19 protein-coding genes are annotated in these 19,228 nt (G+C 40.0%); 7 read left to right on the forward strand and 12 right to left on the reverse strand.

The window, feature by feature from the left end:
• The first annotated feature begins 55 nt into the window (after window positions 1–55).
• From AUF14_RS11110 to AUF14_RS11125, 3 genes are all read left to right on the forward strand, one after another.
• A complete protein-coding gene (locus AUF14_RS11110) occupies window positions 56–1,990 on the forward strand; it encodes a BglG family transcription antiterminator (protein WP_049222157.1) in 1,935 nt (644 codons plus the stop codon).
• Between the two features lie 254 nt (window positions 1,991–2,244).
• The gene (locus AUF14_RS11115) at window positions 2,245–2,517 is read left to right on the forward strand and encodes a hypothetical protein (protein ID WP_049222159.1); all 273 of its coding nucleotides are present in this window, start codon (window positions 2,245–2,247) and stop codon (window positions 2,515–2,517) included.
• Between the two features lie 542 nt (window positions 2,518–3,059).
• On the forward strand, window positions 3,060–3,608 hold the full coding sequence (locus AUF14_RS11125) for a helix-turn-helix domain-containing protein (protein WP_102866041.1): 549 nt from the start codon (window positions 3,060–3,062) through the stop codon (window positions 3,606–3,608).
• Window positions 3,609–4,043: 435 nt separating this feature from the next.
• Here the strand turns inward: AUF14_RS11125 and hxlA are convergent, their stop codons facing one another.
• Genes hxlA through AUF14_RS11140 form a run of 3 tightly spaced genes read right to left on the reverse strand, consistent with a single transcriptional unit; the run spans window position 4,044 to window position 6,195 of the window.
• A complete protein-coding gene (hxlA, locus tag AUF14_RS11130) occupies window positions 4,044–4,670 on the reverse strand; it encodes a 3-hexulose-6-phosphate synthase (protein ID WP_049222163.1) in 627 nt (208 codons plus the stop codon).
• Between the two features lie 12 nt (window positions 4,671–4,682).
• Entirely contained in the window at window positions 4,683–5,246 is a 564-nt protein-coding gene (gene hxlB, locus AUF14_RS11135; protein WP_049222165.1) for a 6-phospho-3-hexuloisomerase, read from the reverse strand.
• 1 nt (window position 5,247) lies between these two features.
• Window positions 5,248–6,195, reverse strand: a complete 948-nt coding sequence (locus tag AUF14_RS11140; RefSeq protein WP_049222167.1) for a class I mannose-6-phosphate isomerase — start codon at window positions 6,193–6,195, stop codon at window positions 5,248–5,250.
• 203 nt (window positions 6,196–6,398) lie between these two features.
• Here AUF14_RS11140 and AUF14_RS11145 point away from each other — a divergent pair, with 203 nt between their 5' ends.
• Window positions 6,399–6,791 carry a hypothetical protein gene (locus tag AUF14_RS11145; RefSeq protein ID WP_227656342.1) on the forward strand — a complete coding sequence of 131 codons (393 nt, stop codon included), beginning with the start codon at window positions 6,399–6,401 and terminating at the stop codon, window positions 6,789–6,791.
• A gap of 204 nt (window positions 6,792–6,995) precedes the next feature.
• Here the strand turns inward: AUF14_RS11145 and AUF14_RS11150 are convergent, their stop codons facing one another.
• Window positions 6,996–8,414 (reverse strand): glycoside hydrolase family 1 protein, encoded by a 1,419-nt coding sequence (locus AUF14_RS11150; RefSeq protein ID WP_102866042.1) that lies wholly within the window; start codon window positions 8,412–8,414, stop codon window positions 6,996–6,998.
• 265 nt (window positions 8,415–8,679) lie between these two features.
• Here AUF14_RS11150 and AUF14_RS11155 point away from each other — a divergent pair, with 265 nt between their 5' ends.
• Entirely contained in the window at window positions 8,680–9,393 is a 714-nt protein-coding gene (locus tag AUF14_RS11155; protein WP_016179741.1) for a GntR family transcriptional regulator, read from the forward strand.
• A gap of 209 nt (window positions 9,394–9,602) precedes the next feature.
• The gene (locus AUF14_RS11160; RefSeq protein ID WP_049222173.1) at window positions 9,603–10,949 is read left to right on the forward strand and encodes a PTS sugar transporter subunit IIC; all 1,347 of its coding nucleotides are present in this window, start codon (window positions 9,603–9,605) and stop codon (window positions 10,947–10,949) included.
• Window positions 10,950–11,002: 53 nt separating this feature from the next.
• Here the strand turns inward: AUF14_RS11160 and rhaM are convergent, their stop codons facing one another.
• The 8 genes from rhaM to kduI form a co-directional block, all read right to left on the reverse strand.
• Entirely contained in the window at window positions 11,003–11,314 is a 312-nt protein-coding gene (gene rhaM, locus AUF14_RS11165) for an L-rhamnose mutarotase (RefSeq protein ID WP_049222175.1), read from the reverse strand.
• A gap of 29 nt (window positions 11,315–11,343) precedes the next feature.
• Complete coding sequence (locus AUF14_RS11170; protein ID WP_049222177.1) at window positions 11,344–12,177, reverse strand: sugar phosphate isomerase/epimerase family protein; 834 nt, start codon at window positions 12,175–12,177, stop codon at window positions 11,344–11,346.
• A 4-nt stretch (window positions 12,178–12,181) separates the two neighbouring features.
• On the reverse strand, window positions 12,182–13,477 hold the full coding sequence (locus AUF14_RS11175; RefSeq protein WP_016179737.1) for a TRAP transporter large permease: 1,296 nt from the start codon (window positions 13,475–13,477) through the stop codon (window positions 12,182–12,184).
• A gap of 2 nt (window positions 13,478–13,479) precedes the next feature.
• Window positions 13,480–13,965: a TRAP transporter small permease gene (locus tag AUF14_RS11180; protein ID WP_016179736.1), complete on the reverse strand. Its 486-nt coding sequence runs from the start codon at window positions 13,963–13,965 to the stop codon at window positions 13,480–13,482.
• On the reverse strand, window positions 13,962–14,993 hold the full coding sequence (gene dctP / locus AUF14_RS11185; protein ID WP_102866043.1) for a TRAP transporter substrate-binding protein: 1,032 nt from the start codon (window positions 14,991–14,993) through the stop codon (window positions 13,962–13,964). The genes AUF14_RS11180 and dctP overlap by 4 nt, the downstream gene beginning before the upstream one ends.
• Window positions 14,994–15,011: 18 nt before the next feature.
• The gene (gene bglB / locus AUF14_RS11190; RefSeq protein ID WP_016179734.1) at window positions 15,012–16,121 is read right to left on the reverse strand and encodes a beta-galactosidase BglB; all 1,110 of its coding nucleotides are present in this window, start codon (window positions 16,119–16,121) and stop codon (window positions 15,012–15,014) included.
• A 171-nt stretch (window positions 16,122–16,292) separates the two neighbouring features.
• Window positions 16,293–17,096: a gluconate 5-dehydrogenase gene (locus AUF14_RS11195; RefSeq protein ID WP_049218366.1), complete on the reverse strand. Its 804-nt coding sequence runs from the start codon at window positions 17,094–17,096 to the stop codon at window positions 16,293–16,295.
• 18 nt (window positions 17,097–17,114) lie between these two features.
• Window positions 17,115–17,957: a 5-dehydro-4-deoxy-D-glucuronate isomerase gene (gene kduI / locus AUF14_RS11200; RefSeq protein WP_048719356.1), complete on the reverse strand. Its 843-nt coding sequence runs from the start codon at window positions 17,955–17,957 to the stop codon at window positions 17,115–17,117.
• Between the two features lie 293 nt (window positions 17,958–18,250).
• Between kduI and AUF14_RS11205 the strand changes: the two genes are divergently transcribed.
• A complete protein-coding gene (locus tag AUF14_RS11205) occupies window positions 18,251–19,141 on the forward strand; it encodes a helix-turn-helix domain-containing protein (RefSeq protein WP_016179731.1) in 891 nt (296 codons plus the stop codon).
• Window positions 19,142–19,228 lie beyond the last annotated feature (87 nt).

A 19,228-nucleotide genomic window follows, 5' to 3' on the forward strand; every position in this document is an offset into this window, starting at 1 on the left:
TTTCAATCTTTTCTTCTATATTGTATGATTGGGTTAAGAACCGGAGGTGAAATACGTGTCAAAGCTTGCTTATCAACGTTTAGATGACCTACTAGAATTATTAGCCAAACAAACCACTCCGCTGCCGATGAAGGAATTAGCCAAAAGCTTCTCGATTTCTGAGCGAACCGTGCGAACGGACATTGCCAATCTAAATGATCTATTAAGCAATGTCGGTGCCACGATCACTCTCCTTCGTGGACAGGGCTATTTACTGACGATTCATTCTAAAGAACAGTTCAACGACTGGTGGACAGAAAGTATGACCTCTGCGGAATCTTTTTTAACGACCAGTGAAGAACGCCAAGCTTATTTACTGTTCCTTTTATTTAAAAATGAAACCCCTTTATCGTTGGATGATTTTTTGGATCGGCTGTTCATTAGCAAAAATACCTTTTACTCTTATTTAAAAACAGCTCGCGACAATTTGTTGACCTATCAATTGAAGATCATCAATCGTCCCAACATTGGGTTTGAGCTTCTAGGGAATGAATTTGCAAAGCGGCAGGCAATCAGCGATTTATTGATCGAAAAAGATTTACAGGAATATCTAGTGGGCTTTACGGAGATGGAGTTGGCTCTATTTGACAATATCGATCTTGACCTCTTACAACAGCTGGAGCTTGAATCCCTCGCGCCTTTGGGATTATTGGATTCGGATTATTATCATAAGAATATTCTTTCTCATTTTGCCTTAGCGTTAAGTCGTTTTCTTGATGGGCATGTCATCACTGATTTTCCTGTACGCGTTCCTATCTTGAAGCAGGAAGCGAAAGATGCTCTCGATCATTTTTTGACCGAAATTGATTGTGCCTTCGACATTCAATTAACTGCTGATGAAAGGGAATATTTTACGTACTACTTGGCATTAAATGCACCACGTTTGGTGGAAACGGAACTAACAAGCACCTCTTCGACAGAAACAGCAAAAAACCTGGTTGAAGAGTTATTGCAGGCGATTAAACGTACGTCGAACTTCGATTGGGTTCAGGACGCAACACTGGTGGAGGATCTAACCTCACATATTGAAGGCTTTATTAATATGAACCTGATGGAGGCCCGCCGCAGCAATCCTCTGTTGGCGACGATTAAAAAATCCTTTCCCCAGGCTTATGATTTGTGCCTGACCCACTTAGAAATATTAGGGGAAAAGCATGGATTGTATTTTTCACAAGACGAGGTGGGCTACATCGCCTTGCATATCGCAGGCGCAATGGAACGAAACTCTGTCAGCAATAATCGAAAATATCGAGTGATTCTTGTCTGCGGAACAGGACGCGCTATGAGCCGGATTATTGAAGCCAAGATCAATAAGAATTATCAGGATACCCTTGAGGTAGTGGATCGGCTTTCCTATGTAGAACTGCAGCAATGCAATCTATCCACGATTGATTTCGTCATCACGACCGTGCCGTTAGAGCAATTAAGTGTGCCTCATATTTATATCAATATGGCAAAATTAGATAAAGAAATCGTTAAAATCGAGAACTTCATAGCGAATTTTAATGAAGCGAAGGGTGAAATCTATTCGTTGTTTCGAGAGGAGTTTTATTTTTACGGTGACGTAGAGAACAAAGAGCAGCTGCTCAAAAAAATGACGCAGCAATTATTCAAGCTAGATTTTATTCCTGAATATTTCCATGACAGTATTATGAAGCGGGAAGCCATCAATCAAACCAATATTAATGAATGGTTGGCAATTCCCCATCCAATGTCCCTATTGGCCAAGCGCTCAGCGGTAGCCGTCGCGGTACTACCTGAAGGTGTGGATTGGGGCGACGGCGATCTAGTTAAATTTGTTTTCCTGTTTGCTATTAGTAAAGAAGACTACGAAGATACAGAAGAAATCTACAATCTGCTGCTGGAATTAATGGAACGCGAGGATATCCAGCAAGCGATTCTACAGCAAAGCGACTTTCAAAATTTCTTAAAGCAGATTAAGCAATTGTAAAAGGAGTTGGGAACTTTCCCCACTCCTTTTATGTTTGTTCACATAAAGATTTCTCTAATCCTGCTCTTGACTTAATAATGAGGAGCGTTTCTTTAGTAGAGAGAATAAACATTTTTTTCACGTTAAGTTTCACCAGTTTAGTTGATTAGATTTCGTATTTTTATACTGATAGAGCGAATGGGGTTCGAAAAAATCAATTTTCCTTTATCACAATTGAAAAAAAGCGCAATTTGCGTATAATTGGAGGTAAAGATATGACGATCAATGTTTCACCTGCTTTACTAGAGCCATATAATTCTTATGAGTTTCGGAATTTACCAAAGGAAAGTTTCAGAGGAGCTTCAACGGAATTTAGTCGTTTTCCAACAGGATTAGACTCAGAAGAGTTAAAACTAGCCATCCATGAATCAGTTTTTAAGGAACTAGATCGAATTGATCATGCTATTTTTTCTGATTTTGACAATAAGAATATCCAAAAAAGAGAGTATCATGGAGAAATCACTTTTATCAAACTATCTCGAAATTAGGGATTTATTTTTCCAAAAACCGGAAAAATAGTCTGATGCTCGCCACGCATATCATTAGGCTACACAGCACCATCGGTTATTTTCTATCTAAAAATGAGTATATCCCGATCGTTGAATACTGCGAAAAGCCTAACTGACAAAGAGTGATCTGACTATCAACTATCGTGGAAAGATTATCTTCCTCAAAAAAATACGATTCATTAAGCATATGAGTCGAAGCAATCATGATACGTCAATATTCGAGTTTCGAATTGATTTGCGGGAAGATCTAATCAACAAATCAATTCCCGAATTTTCAGAATTGAGAAATTTCTTGAGAAAACGAAGTGTTGCTTTTCGCGGACTTTTTCTTATAGGTAATAATCCAGTACCTAACAGAGGGGCAAATCGTTTCATTACTGAAACTGTTAACAAATATTTTTTATGTTTTTTTGACAAAGGAATCACAAGCGAAAATAGGTATTCGGAAGCTTTCGAAATGATTCGCGTGCATAAATTTGAATTGTTGCTTGCTGTCCATGTTAGTAAAGGAGATGAGTTGAATGTCGATAAATCCGAATATTTTTAATCCAAATTTTTGGGATACGATTCCTTATGAAGATAAAACAGAGGAGTTACTCACGATTTCTAATAGTATGAATTGGGGATCAGAACAGCTTGCCAAAAAAATGGGGATTTCTGATGATGAGTTAGAAGAAATTATTACCCTAGAAAGAAAAGATGACGTGCTAGTTACAGAATCATTAAAAAGATTTACCCCTATCTTAGCTCAACAACTAGAAGAGCATAAACTAAATATTGCTAGAAAAAAACGAGAGAAAACTAAAGAAGAAAACCGAAAGTATGCCTATCAGATAAGAGTAGTGAAGCAAAAGGCAAAACAAAAACACCTGAATCTCCCTGATTTATTAAATGTTAATGAACGTACTTTTCAAAACTGGTCTCAGGGAAGATCAAAGCCTCATGGATTAGAAGCTAAGGTAATGGATATTCTTATTAGAGATTTTGATACAGGAGTAAAACTGGTGATTGAAATTGAGGAAACAGCAAATCAAATCCAAGATCCTCCACATGATAAAATAAACGCCTGAATAATAAGGCGTCTTTTCATCTACCCAAATATCAATCCTCGCGTAACAATACCTACAGCCATAAGACCCTGAATAATACTAGAGACTTGAATTTTCTCTGAAACTACTCTTGTTTTGAAGAAGATTATTTCCTTACTATATTGGTATTGGTCAAGCTTACGACCATTGATCCTTTTCAAAATCAATGGTCTACCACTCTTTTTCTACTATTTTAAATGTAATTTTTGATCAAACTCGACTTTAGAAAACGTGGTTTGGTCTGGCTTATGACATAGCATCAAATAGAACAACGGCAACCCTCTCGCATCTCTAATATTGCGCGCAAAGGTGTTTTCCCCTAATTAGGACTTCCAATGATCATCACCTTTTTTCATGACTGCTACTTATTCTGCTTGATTTGTCTAATGTACATGAAAAAACGCAACACAAAGGAAATTAGTTCAACGCTGCTTTCATTTCTTTCGCTGCTGCCACCGGATCATCCGCCTTCAATATCCCACTGCCGGCGATCACAATATCCGGATCTAGCGCTACATAATCTCCGATAGTCTCAGCATTGATTCCCCCAGCAACTGCTACTTGAACAGCTTTTGCGTATTGCTTCAATTCCTTTAAATCCTCCAATGGCGTTCGACCTGCCTGCTGCTGATCCGCTCCTGTGTGTACTGCGATAATATCCACACCGAATGCTTCGATAATCGGCACCCGTTCAGCAAAATTCTCCACACAAATCAAATCCACCATGACTTGCCGCTCTTGCTTTTGAGCCTGCTCAACACAGCCCTTGATTGTTAAATCATCAGTGATGCCTAAAACGGTCACATAATCAGCACCGGCATCGTAAGCCAACTGCGCTTCATAGGCGCCAGCATCCATGATTTTGGCATCGCATAAAACCTCAAGCTGTGGATAGGTCGCTTTGATCTGGCGAACAGCTTCACGACCAGCATCAATTAAAAATGGTGTTCCTACTTCGACAATATCTATATAGGGATGAATGTCTTTTAGAACCTCCAACGCTTCGGTAAGAGTTAATTCGTCGATTGCTAGTTGTAATTTCATTTATTTTCCCCCTTACTCTAAATTTGCATGTTTTTCAAACGCTCGATCAGTCGGAACTTTTTGTTCTATTGCCAACTCAACAATCAAGGAATCCGACAGTAATAGGACTGCTTCTTCAAACATACTGCCGCCTGGCAAAATTCCCTTTTGATTTTCCTTACTTTCAGGCAGCTTGTCGGTATAAGCGGGAATTCGAATAATACTCGCAGATAATTTGGCTAAAGTTGATTCTGGAAAAACGGTCAAGCTAATGATGTTGCCGCCGATCTTTCTTGCCTTCGTTACGGTATTGATCAATGAAGTAGTTTCACCTGACGCGCTAGCCACGATCAATAAATCCTTCGATAAAAATGCTGGCGTTGTCACTTCTCCCACTACATAGACTTCATACCCCAGATGCATCAAACGCATCGCCAACCCCTTCAGCATTAACAAGGAACGGCCAGCCCCTGATACAAAAATCCGCTTCGCTTGCTTGACACTGATTACCAATTGATCTATCTGTTCTTGATCAATTTTTTTCAACGTTTCTGCCAGCTCTATTGCTGCTGTATAGGCAACTTCCTTCGTTTCCATCTTATGCCTCCATATTTTTATAGCTCGCCACAAATAGATCTAAGGCCCCAGTAAACTCCAAGTGCTCAATCCCCGCTGGAATTAAGATCGTTTCTCCCTTCGAAATCGGAACCTCATTTACCGTGCCCGCTCCATCTACTACTGTGATAAAAACAAAACGCTTAAGCCGATACGTTCCCTGTTCTTTTGTTTTGATCCGACTCAAACTGTATAAACCTGGTTCATCCCAATAATCAGTGATTTCACAGCCGTTTCGTTGATAAGGTTCAATCCAAACAAAGCCCTCTGAAGTATCAGGAACCAAGACATTTTCCAAGACTTTATTGATGTGTAATTCTCTTTCTTCTCCTGTATTCGGATCGACTCGTCCATAATCATATAGTCGATAGGTCAAATCGGCGTTACGGGAAATGTTGTAGGTCAAGACATCGCGATTGATAGCATGCAATGTCCCTGCCGGAATATCAATGAAATGGTCTTTCTTGGCTGGTAAGTATTTCAACAGCTTTCCCCATTCTCCAGCCTGGACCCATTCAGCAAATTCTTCCTTAGTTTTCGCATGGTGCCCAAACTCGATTTTGCCATCCGCGGGCGTATCTAGGATCACCCAAGCCTCTGGTTTTCCTCGTGAATTGTCGTGCTTCATGGCATAGGAATCGTCTGGATGGAGCTGAACAGATAAATCTGCTAAAGGATCTAATAAATTCACGCGAATCGGCAGTTCCTCCGTCTCACAATCGAACCAATCAGGATATTCTTTATAAAGCTGAGAAAGTGTCAGATCGGTATCAGCAACTGGACAATCCGCCGCTCCCGGCAAAGCCACTACATTGTAGACCTCACCAATTGGATAAATATCTGTCTGATAATTGAAGGCTTCCAGCATCCGTTTGCCGCCCCAAATACGTGCTTCGAAAAAGGGTAAGATTTTTACGATTTGTTTTTCCATTATAGCCCCTCCTTTTGTTTCCGCTTACAACTAGAATTATACAGTCCTGTATTTCTTTGACAATCCCTTAAAAAAATTAGTCCTTTTGAGGAGATATTTTCTATTTTTTCACTTTTATTCTGTTATCTAGATCGTTTGCTCTTTTAGGGCGCAGCTTTTACTAGAAATCCCCTGAAAGAATACAATTTACAAACATTTTTCATTTGAGACCGATTGAGTTACTGGTTACAATAGTAAAAAAGAACGGATTTGAGGAAAAATTTATGGAAAAAGCCTTGCTTGTTGTTCACCACTATATATCCAAAAAAGCTGATGATTGGGGTTTTATTGCAACAGACTATGCCACTGCGGATATGCTTAAAAACATTTCGAACCTTTATCCTGATTATGACTGGCATCCTGCAACATTGGCACAAGCCAGACAGTTACTGCGTGAAATTGACATTGATCTGTTGTTATTAGTTCCGATATTGAAGGATCATATAGCAGAGTTAAATGCCTATCCTCATGTTGAGGTCGACTATCTGAGAGCCGACGAGTATGGAAAAATCAGCAAATCGCCATTTTCTTTTATGCGAAAGGAACCGTTTAAATAATAATTTCTTGTAAAAAACCCGCTTCCCAGTTTGGATAGTGAGTTTGCTATTTCTTCTGCTCGGTTAATAGTCCATTTTTCGACTCATTCATTGCTTCTCTTACTTGTCGCTTGTTTAATAAAAAAAACTTGGGCGACTATACTATGAAACTAAAAACAAATTCCAAATAAAAAACCAACCTTTTCAGATTGGTTTTTCCGTTTGTTATACTAAGCGATCCACATCATACTCAAAACCATTTTGATCGCTGAGCTGTTTGTAGAATTCCCCGCTTTTTTTGATCGTACGTTTTTGTGTTGGTAAATCAAGTGAGACTAAACCATAACGATTTTTGTAGGCATTGATCCATGACCAGCAATCAATAAAGGTCCATAGATGATAGCCTTTGATATTGCAGCCATCATTAATTGCCTTCCATAGATAAGCCAAATGATCTTGAATATATTCGATGCGATAATCATCGATCACTTGACCTGTTTCATCCATAAAGCGTTCTTCGTTGGCGACGCCCATGCCATTTTCCGAGATAAAGGCTTCAATGTTGCCATAGTTTTCCTTGATATCCATGCATAGATCGTGAATGCCTTTTTCATAGATTTCCCAGCCACGGTATTCGTTCATACGGCGGCCTGGCATCACATGATTTTCAAAGAACCAGTCTGGTAAAAATGGCCCTTTTGGATTAATCGCAGTTAGACGAGCCTTCACCCGCTTTGGCTCATAATAATTTAAGCCTAAAATTTGCGCCGTATTTTCTTTGATACATGCTAAGTCTTCTTCTGTATAATCAACTGGCAGCTGATCGTATTCCTTCAGTAAATCAATTAATTTTTTAGGGTACGCCCCTTTGACCATCGGATCTAAAAAGCTCCGCACATAAAAGAGATCAGCAATCTCTGCGGCTTTCACATCTGCTGGATTTTGACTACGTGGAAAGGTCGGACTTAAATTTAAAATGACGCCGATCTTACTCGTAAGCTTATGTTTTTTATGGGTCGCAATCGCCTTAGCATGAGCCAAAATCGTAAAGTGGGCAGCCTGTGCCCCTCGTTTGAAGTCAATGATATTTGGATAATGAAAATCTTCCAAATAGGAACCTAAAATTGGCCCCAACGGTTCATTGAAGGTAAACCAATGATAAACCAGATCGCCAAATTCTTTAAAACACGTATCCGCGAAATGTACATACGCATCCACGACCTCCCGTGATTCCCAGCCGCCTTTATCTTGTAACGCTGCCGGCATATCAAAATGATACAAGTTGGCGAAGACTTTGATACCATTATCCTTCATTTCTGTAAATAAATCGCGATAGAATTCAATCGCTTTGGGATTGACCTCACCGACACCATCGGCTGGAAACATCCGTGCCCAAGAGATCGACACACGGAAAGAATTGTGTCCCGTTTGCTTCATCAGCTGGACATCTTCTTTGTAGCGATGGATATGATCGGTGGTTGTTTCTGAACTAATTCCTTGATAGAAGCGATAGGGTTGCTCCTTATACCAGCGTTCCCAGACGGTTTCTGCTTTACCTGTTTCTCCGCGTCCTTCTGATTGCTCGGCTGACCAGGCTGATCCCCACCAAAAGTCCGTTGGAAAAGTTAATTGCTGTTTATTCATTGTAGTCCTCCTCGTTCCGATAAAAGTGAAGCCCATTTTCACGCCATCTCTTTCTAAGTATCCGAAGTAGAAATGGCAGGTTAAAGGCAGGTTTTCTTGTTTGCTCATTCATCATAACATCGCTTACTAAAAAATGAAATAGTTTTTTAATTAAAAGAATATACTTTTAAAACTAAATAATTCTTTTAACTACGAAAGCATTGCTAAAACCTCGCAAAAGTATATAATTATTTATATCTTTAATCGTTTGTTAAAGGAGGTAATTATGAAGAAAAAGGCAAAATATATGGAGGTCTATCTAGATGTAAAACGAAAAGTTGAGGATGGTACCTACGCGATTGGGGAGAAGCTGCCATCAGGTACTGAGTTAGCGAAGCTGTACAATACGAGTAAGTTAACCGTAAAAAAAGGGTTGGATATGCTTGTTTCAGAAGGCGTTCTACATAGCCGAAGTGGATTTGGTACCGAAGTATTACGCAAGCCGATCGATAATTCAAAGGTTTTCGGACCTAGTGAAGGACTCATGAGCGTCGTAGGTGAAGAGCATGTGGATTCAGAGATTCATACTTTTTCCATTGAGTTGCCTTCTAAAAAAGTTGCTGAAATGCTGCAAATAGACGAAAAGGACTATATTTATAATATTGTTCGCAGCCGCTTTGTAGATCAGCAACCTTACTCATTAGAACAAACCTTTATGCCCCTTTCCATTATCCCTGGGTTGGTACCAAAGCATCTAAAAAAATCCGTTTATTCCTACATTCGTGATGAACTGCATTTAGAGATCAACGCCTCTCACGTTTGGATGAAGGGTGTCCTTGCGACAGAATTCGATGCCAAAATCTTAGGGATCGATGTTGGCGATTTTATGATTGAGATTGAAAAGAGTGTTTCTTTAGCAAATGGCACACCTTTTGAATACTCAATTACGCGACATTTGTACCAGGACTTTATTTTTGAAGCTGTTTTTGTAGAGAATTGATTCCTTGAGCTGAGTGTTCAGCTCTTTTTTTGTCACTTTACAAACCAAAGATATATATTTTTATAAAAAGGTATTTACTTTATTGTCGATCCGTTTTATTATGTAATCAAGGTAAGTGCTTACAACTAAAACATAAGGATGCAGTTCCTTTTTTCGCAGGATACTGAGAGAAAGACAAACTAGCATTCTACAAAAAAGGAGAATCTATCGTGGAGAAAACAAATAAAAAGGAACAGCTCTTTGAACGTTTCGGGATTATCGCGACCAAGCTAGGAAATCAGATCCACATGCGAACGTTACGTGACGCTTTTGCTACATTCATGCCCTTCATGATGTTAGCTGGTTTCGTAACCTTGATCAACTACGTTATCTTAGAGCCCACCGGCTTCATGGGGAAAATCATCAACCCAGCAACCCTGATGAAGATTCAAGAGGTCGGCATGTCAATCGCCAATGGTACCTTAAGTATCACTACACTATTAGTTGTCGCTGCAGTTTCTTATCATATGTGTGTCAGCAGAAATTATAGCAATCATATTGCAGCTGTCTTAGTATCAATTTCGACTTTTATCGTTTTGACGCCGATGAAAACCATGTTCACACCGGAAAATGCCAAAAAAGCGATTGAGGTGACTGGCGTTATTCCCGGTTCACATACGGGCGCTTCTGGGATGTTCGTCGGTATCTTTGTTGGTTTATTAGCGACGGAACTCTTCATCAAATTATCCACAAATGAAAAGCTGCAAATCAAACTATCGGGAAATATTCCACCGGCTGTTCTGAAATCATTCAATGTATTGATTCCGATCATGATTACTGTCACAGTATTTGCGATTCTTTCTTTTGGTGTTAATCAATTGTTCAATATGGATGTCAATGGACTGATTACAAAAGCCATCACAGGTCCTTTGAGTCATGTCACTACTGGATTACCTGGCTTTGTCCTGATTACATCAATTGCCAATCTGTTCTTTGGCTTCGGGATTCACCAAGCCGTGATTTCTGGTTCATTGCTTGACCCATTCTTATTACAAAACATGCAGGAAAATATGGCTGCCTATGCGAATAACGAGCAAATCCCGCATATTATTAATATGGCCTTCAAAGATACCTTCGCTGTAATGGGTGGCTCTGGAAACACGATTGCCTTACTGATCGCGATTTTCGTTTTTAGTCGTCGGAAAGATTATAAAGACTTTGCGAAATTATCTGTCACACCTGCCTTGTTCAATATTAGCGAACCGATCATCTTCGGTCTGCCGATCGTATTTAATCTAAGTCTGATCATTCCATTCGTCTTGGCTCCGATCTTCTCACTAGTAACAGCCTATTTCGCAACAGCTGCAGGATTGATCAATCACGTGGTTGTCCAAATCCCTTGGACCACACCGCCAGTGATTTCAGGCTTTCTCGCAACGGGTGGTGATTGGCGCGCCGCCGTTTTACAAATCATCATTATTGCAGTCAGTGTCTTTATCTACTTGCCGTTCTTGCGAATCGACGAACACGTAACAGCGAAAATGGCTCAAACAGAGGCGGAAAAAGCGCTAAACTAAAAAAGTCGAATTCAGCTGAAAGAAAATCTTTCAACTGAATTCGACTTTTTATTTTACAATTCAAATACCGGTTCCAAATCAAAACTAACAGGTGAATCATCTGGATTTGTTTCCATTAAATCTTTCATATATGTCCACCATTTCTGATTGATGGCTGTAGTTGAAACCTGATTCCACTTTTCTTCATCCTCGATTTCAAGATAACCGAAGAGCTGATTGCTTTCTGAATCTAAGAAAATAGAATAGCTTAACGCTCCATGTTCCTTCAGCATTTCCCGCATCTCCGGCCACAATTCGTCGTGCCTTTTCTGATATTCTGCTTTCGCTCCAGGATATAGGTTCATTCTGATCGCTTTTTTGATCATAACATTCTCCTTTTTCAATCACAATGTTTCTATAATACCTGTTCAATCAATTGAACGGCTTTGTGAATCGCTTGATCCTTGGTCTCTTCTAAGACAACAAACAATCCGGGTTTTTCCTTGGCAATCAAGCGGCAAATTGCTGGATAATCAATCACCCCTGTCCCTAAATTCACTGGGACGATTTGATCCTTTTGAACCTGATAGTCCTTCAAATGAACCGCAACGATTTTTTCGCCAAACCGTTCAAAGGCTTGTTGGACCAAAGCCACTTGATTTTGATAGGTTTCACTAGTAATCAAATTCGTCGGATCTAAAATGATCCCTAAATAATCTGAATCGATCTGTTGGATTAATTGCTCTACTCGATCTAACGAGTAAAGTGGATGATTCAATCCTGGCTCAATTCCGATCAGTGTCTGCTGTTCTTCTCCAACCTTCACTAGTCGTCGGATGACTTGAACCATGTCATTAAACGCTTCGTCGGTAAAATTCTTCGTCGTATAACGAATCTCCGGCAGTACATTCCCTGTCTCTGTCGCTACCATCGTCGCGCCAAAGTAACGAGCATGACGGACATAGCTTTCAAATTTGGATAATGCTGCTTCACGCAGACTGCTGTCAGGATGAATCATATTGATATAGCAGCTTAAAATACCTACTTGAATCTCACTTTTCTGCAAAACCCCTTTAACCCTTTGCCCTAAACCTGGATTTAGATTTTTGCCATCACTAGGCCAATCTGGAAAAGAAAGACCTAGTGCTAATTGCAGCGTTTGGACATTTTGTGCCTGTGTTTTTTCAGCTAAAGATTCTAGCGTTGTAACATCGGACAAATCATGTCCGCGAATCGATAAATTTAACATTTTTCTACCCCACCATATTCGGCAGCCACATAACTAGTGCTGGGAAATAAGTAATCAGTAATAAAATCACTAAAATAGCGACATAAAAGGGAATCAACGGCTTCAGCATCTGTTCGGCCTTGACGCCGCCGACACTGGCACCTACGTATAATCCCGTTCCGACAGGCGGTGTGATGGAGCCGACACACAAATTCATAATAGCAAATAGACCAAAGTGCACAGGATCAACACCTACACTCGTCACCACTGGTAAAAAGATCGGCGTAAAGATTAGAATCGCCGGACCGACATCCATGAACATGCCCACAAGTAATAAGACAATATTAACTAATAATAAAACGATGAGCTTGTTGGTTGTTAATCCTAAAATCGCTCCACTGATCGCTTGAGGAATTCCTGTAAAAGCCATCGCAAAGGACATCATCGAAGAGGTTGCTAACAAGAAGGAAATTGTCCCTGTCGTTTTGACTGCTTCTGTTAACATTTTAGGAATATCTTTAACAGTGATCGTTTTGTAATAGAACATCGCGATCAATAAGGAGTACGCTACTGCAATCGCCGAAGCCTCTACAGCTGTAAACAGTCCGAAGAGAATACCACCGATAATGATCACAATTAACATGACACTCGGAATCGCCTCTTTTAAAACCTTCCCCGCGGTCCCTTTTTCAGCGCCTTTGATCGTTTGATAATTGTTACGCTTAGCATGAATAAAAGCTACCACCATAATTCCGATACACCATAAAGCACCTACAAGATAACCGCCCATGAATAACGCTGAAATCGAAGCGCCACCAGCAACCAATGAATACATAATGAAGGCCGTACTAGGCGGTATCACCATTCCAGTGGGAGCCGAAGCGATATTTACCGCTGTGGCAAATTTTCGGTCATAGCCAGCTTTTACCTGCTGTGGTACCAACACACCGCCAATTGCCGTAGAAGCAGCAATCGCAGAACTAGACATGGAACCGAAAAGAGCGTTACCTAAAACATTCGTATGAGCTAAACCACCAGGAATTCGTCCAACAAACAGCATTGCAAAGTTCACCAGTTTCTCGGCGATCCCACCATTATTCATAATGATTCCCGACAAGACAAAGAAGGGAATGGCGATCAACGAAAAGCTATTTAGACTAGAAACCATTTTTTGTGCAGAGGTAAAGACCGCATTTTCAAAAGGAATCACTAACAACAATGTACAAATCGAGGAAGCAGCGATACTGATCGCGATCGGCATCCCAACGATTAAAAGAATTGCAAAAATTACAAAAAGAATCAGGCCAGCTTCTAGAGCCATAACTATTCCGCCTCACTTTCAACTGTTCGAGGAGTTCTATCTAATAAATTCATTACACTATATAAAAGCATGATGGCTCCCGATACTGGAACCGATAAATACACATAGCCCATAGGGATCGATAATGAAGGCGAAATTTGCCCCATTGTCACAAGAGAAGCCTGCCAGCCGCCATAAATCATGATGACTGCCGCAAACAAGATAAAGAGAACCTGAACGACAATTTCTAAAAAGAGCTTGCCTTTTTCATTCAAATTATCGCTTAACAAGGTGACACATAAGTGGCTCTTTTTCCCTACGACATAAGCTGACGCTAACATCGCAACCCAAACTAAACCAAAACGAACCAATTCCTCCGTAACTGTATTGGGATTGTTCAAAACCTTCCGAGCAAACACTTGATAGAGGACAATCAAAACCATCGCTGCTAAGATTGTAGAGCATAGAATCTCCATGAACTTATCCAACCCATTTCTAAACGCTTTCATTTGTCTTCTCCTACCTTTTCTGCTAACGCTCGAATTTCCTGATACAGCTCGCGATAATCTTCATTGTTCTTAAACTCATCGTGTAATGGCTGAACCAGCTTTTGGAATGGTTCACTATCTACTTCGTTATATTGAACACCATAATCCTTGGTCGCGATTTTCTTTTCTTCCTCGACAGCCTTTTTGAATACTTTCTTTTCATATTCTGTCGATTCTTTTGCCGCTTCCTGTACAGCTTTGTATTGTTCTGCAGTTAGACGCTCTTTAACCGAATCATTCATAATCACTACATCCGGCACACGGGTATGCTCATCGTAGGAATAATATTTCGCTACTCCGCCATGTCCAGCGGTAAATAGCACAAACTCATTGTTTTCAGCACCATTGATCAAATTCGATTGCAACGAGGTGTACACTTCGTTGCTTCCCATTGGAACCGCTGATCCACCCAGCAGCTCGACCATTTTGATCGCCGTCTCACTTTGCATCACACGAATCTTTTTCCCTTTTAGATCTTCGGGTGTTTTGATCGGTCCTTCTGTCATATAAAAGCTCCGTTGCCCTGAATCATAATAAGTCAAGCCTACAAAGCCCAGCTCTTCTGTGGACTGATAGATTTCATTCATGATTTTTTCATTTTCCATCACTCTGAAGAAGTGTTCTTCATCGTCAAACAGGTATGGAATACCAAAGATCGAGTAATCCTTCGAAAAGCTTTCTAAGGCCGAACCGCTGACCTTGGTAAAATCGATTGCTCCAGTTTGCGTCAATTCGATCAGTTCGGTTTCTCCGCCTAATTGTGCATCTGGATAATATTCGATTTCGACTTTTCCATTTGTCTTTTCTTTTACCAGTCGTCCGAACTCCTTCATTGAATCAACGACTGGCTGACTGTTGGAAGCATAGGCATAACGTAACGTTACCGCCTGTTCGTCAGCGGCTGCAACTTTCGTATTACTGCAGCCGCTTAAAAGAAAGGTTGTTGTAACTAGTGCTGCGGCTGTTAAAATCAATGATCTAATTTTCATCGTTTTGCTCCTTTTTCTTTAGCAGTAAGAAACTAACAACTCAGTCAGGCATAGAACAGTTAAGGATTGTCCGTATGGCATCGCAGTGATCCCAATATTTTTATAGAAATCCAAGCTGTCTCCCATTCCTGTCCCGACTGATACATTTTGTACCGTGCCATTTTCATCAATTTGCGCTAATAATCCTTCGATCGCCTGATACGCAACTTTCTCATATTTCTTCGGTAAATAATTCTTATGCACCGCTTTCAATATGCCATAAGCAAACCCAGCCGCTGCAGAAGATTCTTCATATGAAGTCGGATCATCGATCAATGTATGCCATAACCCGCTATCCGCTTGATATTCTGCTAAGGCTTTCACTTGTGCTTCTAATGTTTCAAGTAAGAATTTTCTTAAGGCATCCTCTTTTGATAATTCTAAAATTTCGATGATCTCTGGAATCGCAATGGTTAACCAGCAATTGCCACGTGCCCAAAATGCTTCTGCGTAATTATGATTTCCTTCAAAGGTCCAGCCGTGGTACCATAATCCGGTTTTCTTATCCATCAAGTATTTGATATGAATCAAAAATTGATACCGGGCTTCTTCCAAATATTCTGGACGATTAAATAATTTTCCAATTTTTGCTAATGGCAAGACCGTCATCATCAGCGTATCATCCCACAGTTGATTCTTATTTTCAGGACCATAAGTTGCATGCTGCAGTCCGTTTTCTTTTGTTCGCGGCATGTCGTGCATCACCCATTCAGCCCATTGCTCTAAGTAAGGGATATAACGTGTATCTTGTGTATCTTCGTACAAGTAAGCCATCGTCAATAAAGGCGCCATTGTATTGACATTTTTTGGTGGCGCTCCTTCTTCCATGCGCGCCTCAAACCAATCAGTAACGACCTTCAAAGCAGCTGGATTTTTGGTTATTTGATAATTTTTATAGATACCGTATAAGCCCACTCCCTGCGGCCAATTCCAGATAGTCCAGCTTTTATCGTCGACCTTCAAGCCATCAAAGTCCAGAATGAATTCTCCACTGCTATCTTTGATCGTTGTGAGATTCTCGATTAATAAATCGATTTTTTCTTTGACTGTTTCTTTTGGTATGAATAGTTCTTCTAAAATAATTGCCATTGCTCTCTCCTTAATAAATCGCTTTCATTTCTTTCACGTGAATAGAGTAACAAATAAAAAGACCACAATAAATGTCTTAAATTGATCAAAAACTTGCAAAAATTGCTATTCGTAAAAATCAGAGGATAGGAACAAGCGCTCTAATAATTCCTATCCTCTTGAAAAATAGGATTACGGCTGTTTGCCAATATAAGCTAGAATGCCGCCATCAACATATAAAATATGTCCATTCACAAAATCAGAGGCATCCGATGCCAAGAAAACCGTTGGGCCTGCTAAATCACTTGGTTCACCCCAACGCGCTGCCGGTGTTTTTGATACGATAAATTGATCAAAGGGATGACGTGAGCCGTCTGCTTGTTTTTCTCTTAAAGGGGCTGTTTGCGGCGTGGCTATGTAGCCAGGTCCAATCCCGTTACACTGGATATTCGCTTCTCCGAACTCTGAACAAATATTTTTCGTCAGCATTTTTAGTCCGCCTTTAGCAGCTGCATAACCCGCAACAGTTTCCCGACCCAGTTCACTCATCATAGAACAAATGTTGATGATCTTCCCATGACCTTTTTTGATCATTGATGGTAGGACTGCTTTAGACACGATAAAAGGTGCGTTCAAATCAACATCAACTACTTGGCGGAAATCCTCCGCAGACATTTCTAGCATCGGGATGCGTTTAATGATCCCAGCGTTGTTGACTAAAATATCAATTACGCCGACTTCATCTTCGATTTGCTTAACCATGGCCTGAACCGCTGCCTCATCAGTAACGTCACAAACATAGCCATGAGCCTGAATACCCTCTTTTGTATAATTTGCTAACCCTTGATCGACCGAAGCCTGATCCAAATTATTAAAAACAATCGTCGCTCCCGCCGCTGCTAATGACTTGGCAATTTCAAAGCCAATCCCATAGACCGCTCCAGTAACCAAAGCGATTTTTCCATCTAAACGAAACATGTCCATTTTAAATTCCATTTTTTAGTCTGCTCCTCTTTATTTTATTTGATCCATTTCTACCATATCCATATCAGTATAGGTAATATTTTCACCACACATTGCCCAGATAAAAGAATAATTACTTGTGCCGACACCAGAATGAATCGACCAGCTAGGCGAGATCACCGCTTGTTCATTGTCTACAACTAAATGTTTGGTTTCATCAGGTTTGCCCATCATATGAAAGACCCGCGTATCTTCTGTTGCGTAATCAAAATAGACATACGCTTCCATACGCCGTTCGTGGGTATGACACGGCATGGTATTCCAAGCACTGCCGGGCTCTAAAATGGTATAACCCATTTGTAGCTGACAGCTTTCGCAAACATTCGGATGAATGTATTGATAAATTTTCCGTTCATTTAACGTTTGGCCATCACCAGTTTCCATTGGCTTGATTTGATCAATACTAATTTTGACATTTGGATATTTTTTATGCGCTGGTACACAGCTGATATAAAATTTCGCCGGGTTTGACGGATCTTCAGAGGTGAAGACCACATGCTTTGTTTCTTTGCCAATATAATACCCATCCTGCTTTTTCATCGTATCTCTTTGCCCATCAATTTCAATAAATCCTGGTCCGCCAATATTAATAACCCCTAACTCCCGACGCTCAAGAAAATAGTCCACCCCTAATTCTTGATCCAGTTTGATTTCCAGTGCTTCATCTGTCGGTGTAACACCACCAAAAATCATTCGGTCATTGTGAGTATACGTTAAGCTGATTTCACCAGGTGCGAAAATCTTTTCTACCAAGAATTCTTTTCGCAATTCTTCCGTTGAGTAATGACGAATATCCAAAGGACTATGCGTATATCGAGTTTCCATCTGCTGCATGTTAAAACACTCCTTTTTCCTTAAAAAGATTGATTAATTGCCTATAAAAATTTATTGTAACTGCTTACAAGGGTTAGTTTAGCAGGGAAACCCTTTTTTAAATATGGCAATTTTTGATTTAAAACTGTCAAAAATTGCAGAATTTTGAAAATTTGAACTACTCAGCTCTCTTCTGATGTTTAATAGAATTAATAAAAGATAACGAAAGAAATTTTATTTATTTCTCTACCTGCCCTCACAAAACTACAGTATAATAAGCAACGATTGTTCAACTATTCACTAGGAGTGATTACATGACCCACCATAATAAAAAAAAATATTATGTGAATACAATGCTTTCTGATCAATATGAGATTTATCATGTAAAGGACAATGTAAATAACGAAAAGACTGTGTATCATTACCATGATTTTTACGAAGTGCATGCTACCTTGGAAGGCGTGGCGACCTTTTATTTAGACAATCGGCAGTTTGATATCGTTCCTGGAACCGTCCTGCTGATTCATTACAATGATCTCCATCGTATCATGAAGCAAAGTACCGATTATTTTGAACGGGTGTATATTTTTTTAACGGAAAAATTTTTACAGGATCGATCAACCGAATGGACAAATTTGGAAGCCTGCTTCCATCCTGTTGGCGAGCAGCGAAGCAAGGTATTACAGCTAAAGCCGGAAAAACTACACGAACTGCTGCGTTTTGTAGATGAAAAGCCTTCCCCTGAGGTTTATGGTTCAGATATTCTTTATGAACAGCAGCTGGTTCATTACATGATGCAGCTGAACCAATTGATCGAAGAGGACACCCAAGAAAATCACGGTCTGCCCATCATCCAAAATGAACGAATCGTAGAAATGATTCATTTTATTACAGAAAATCTCTCCCATCCTTTGACCTTAGAGGAAATGGAGCAAAATTTTTATGTGAGCAAGTACTATATCACGCGGGAATTTAAAAAGCATACAGGCTTTACCTTTCATCAATTTGTCCTGAAAAAGAAGCTGCTCTATGCCAAGCAGCTATTGAAGCAATACAAAAGCTCCTCTGATGTTTACAGCAAGTGCGGCTTCAACTCCTATGCACATTTTTTGAAAGCGTTTAAAAAGGAATTTGGAATTACGCCAAAAGAATTTCTGAAGCATGCGAACGAGAATCCGCCGATCAAATTTATCGAACCCCATTGATTTTTATGGGTCGTAGGTAAAATGCGTCGCAGGTCTGATATTAAGGAAAAATAAAGACTGTTATACTTTAAGAAAGATTACAGGAAA

The organism is Enterococcus avium, from assembly GCF_002891025.1.
Classification (GTDB): domain Bacteria; phylum Bacillota; class Bacilli; order Lactobacillales; family Enterococcaceae; genus Enterococcus_A; species Enterococcus_A avium.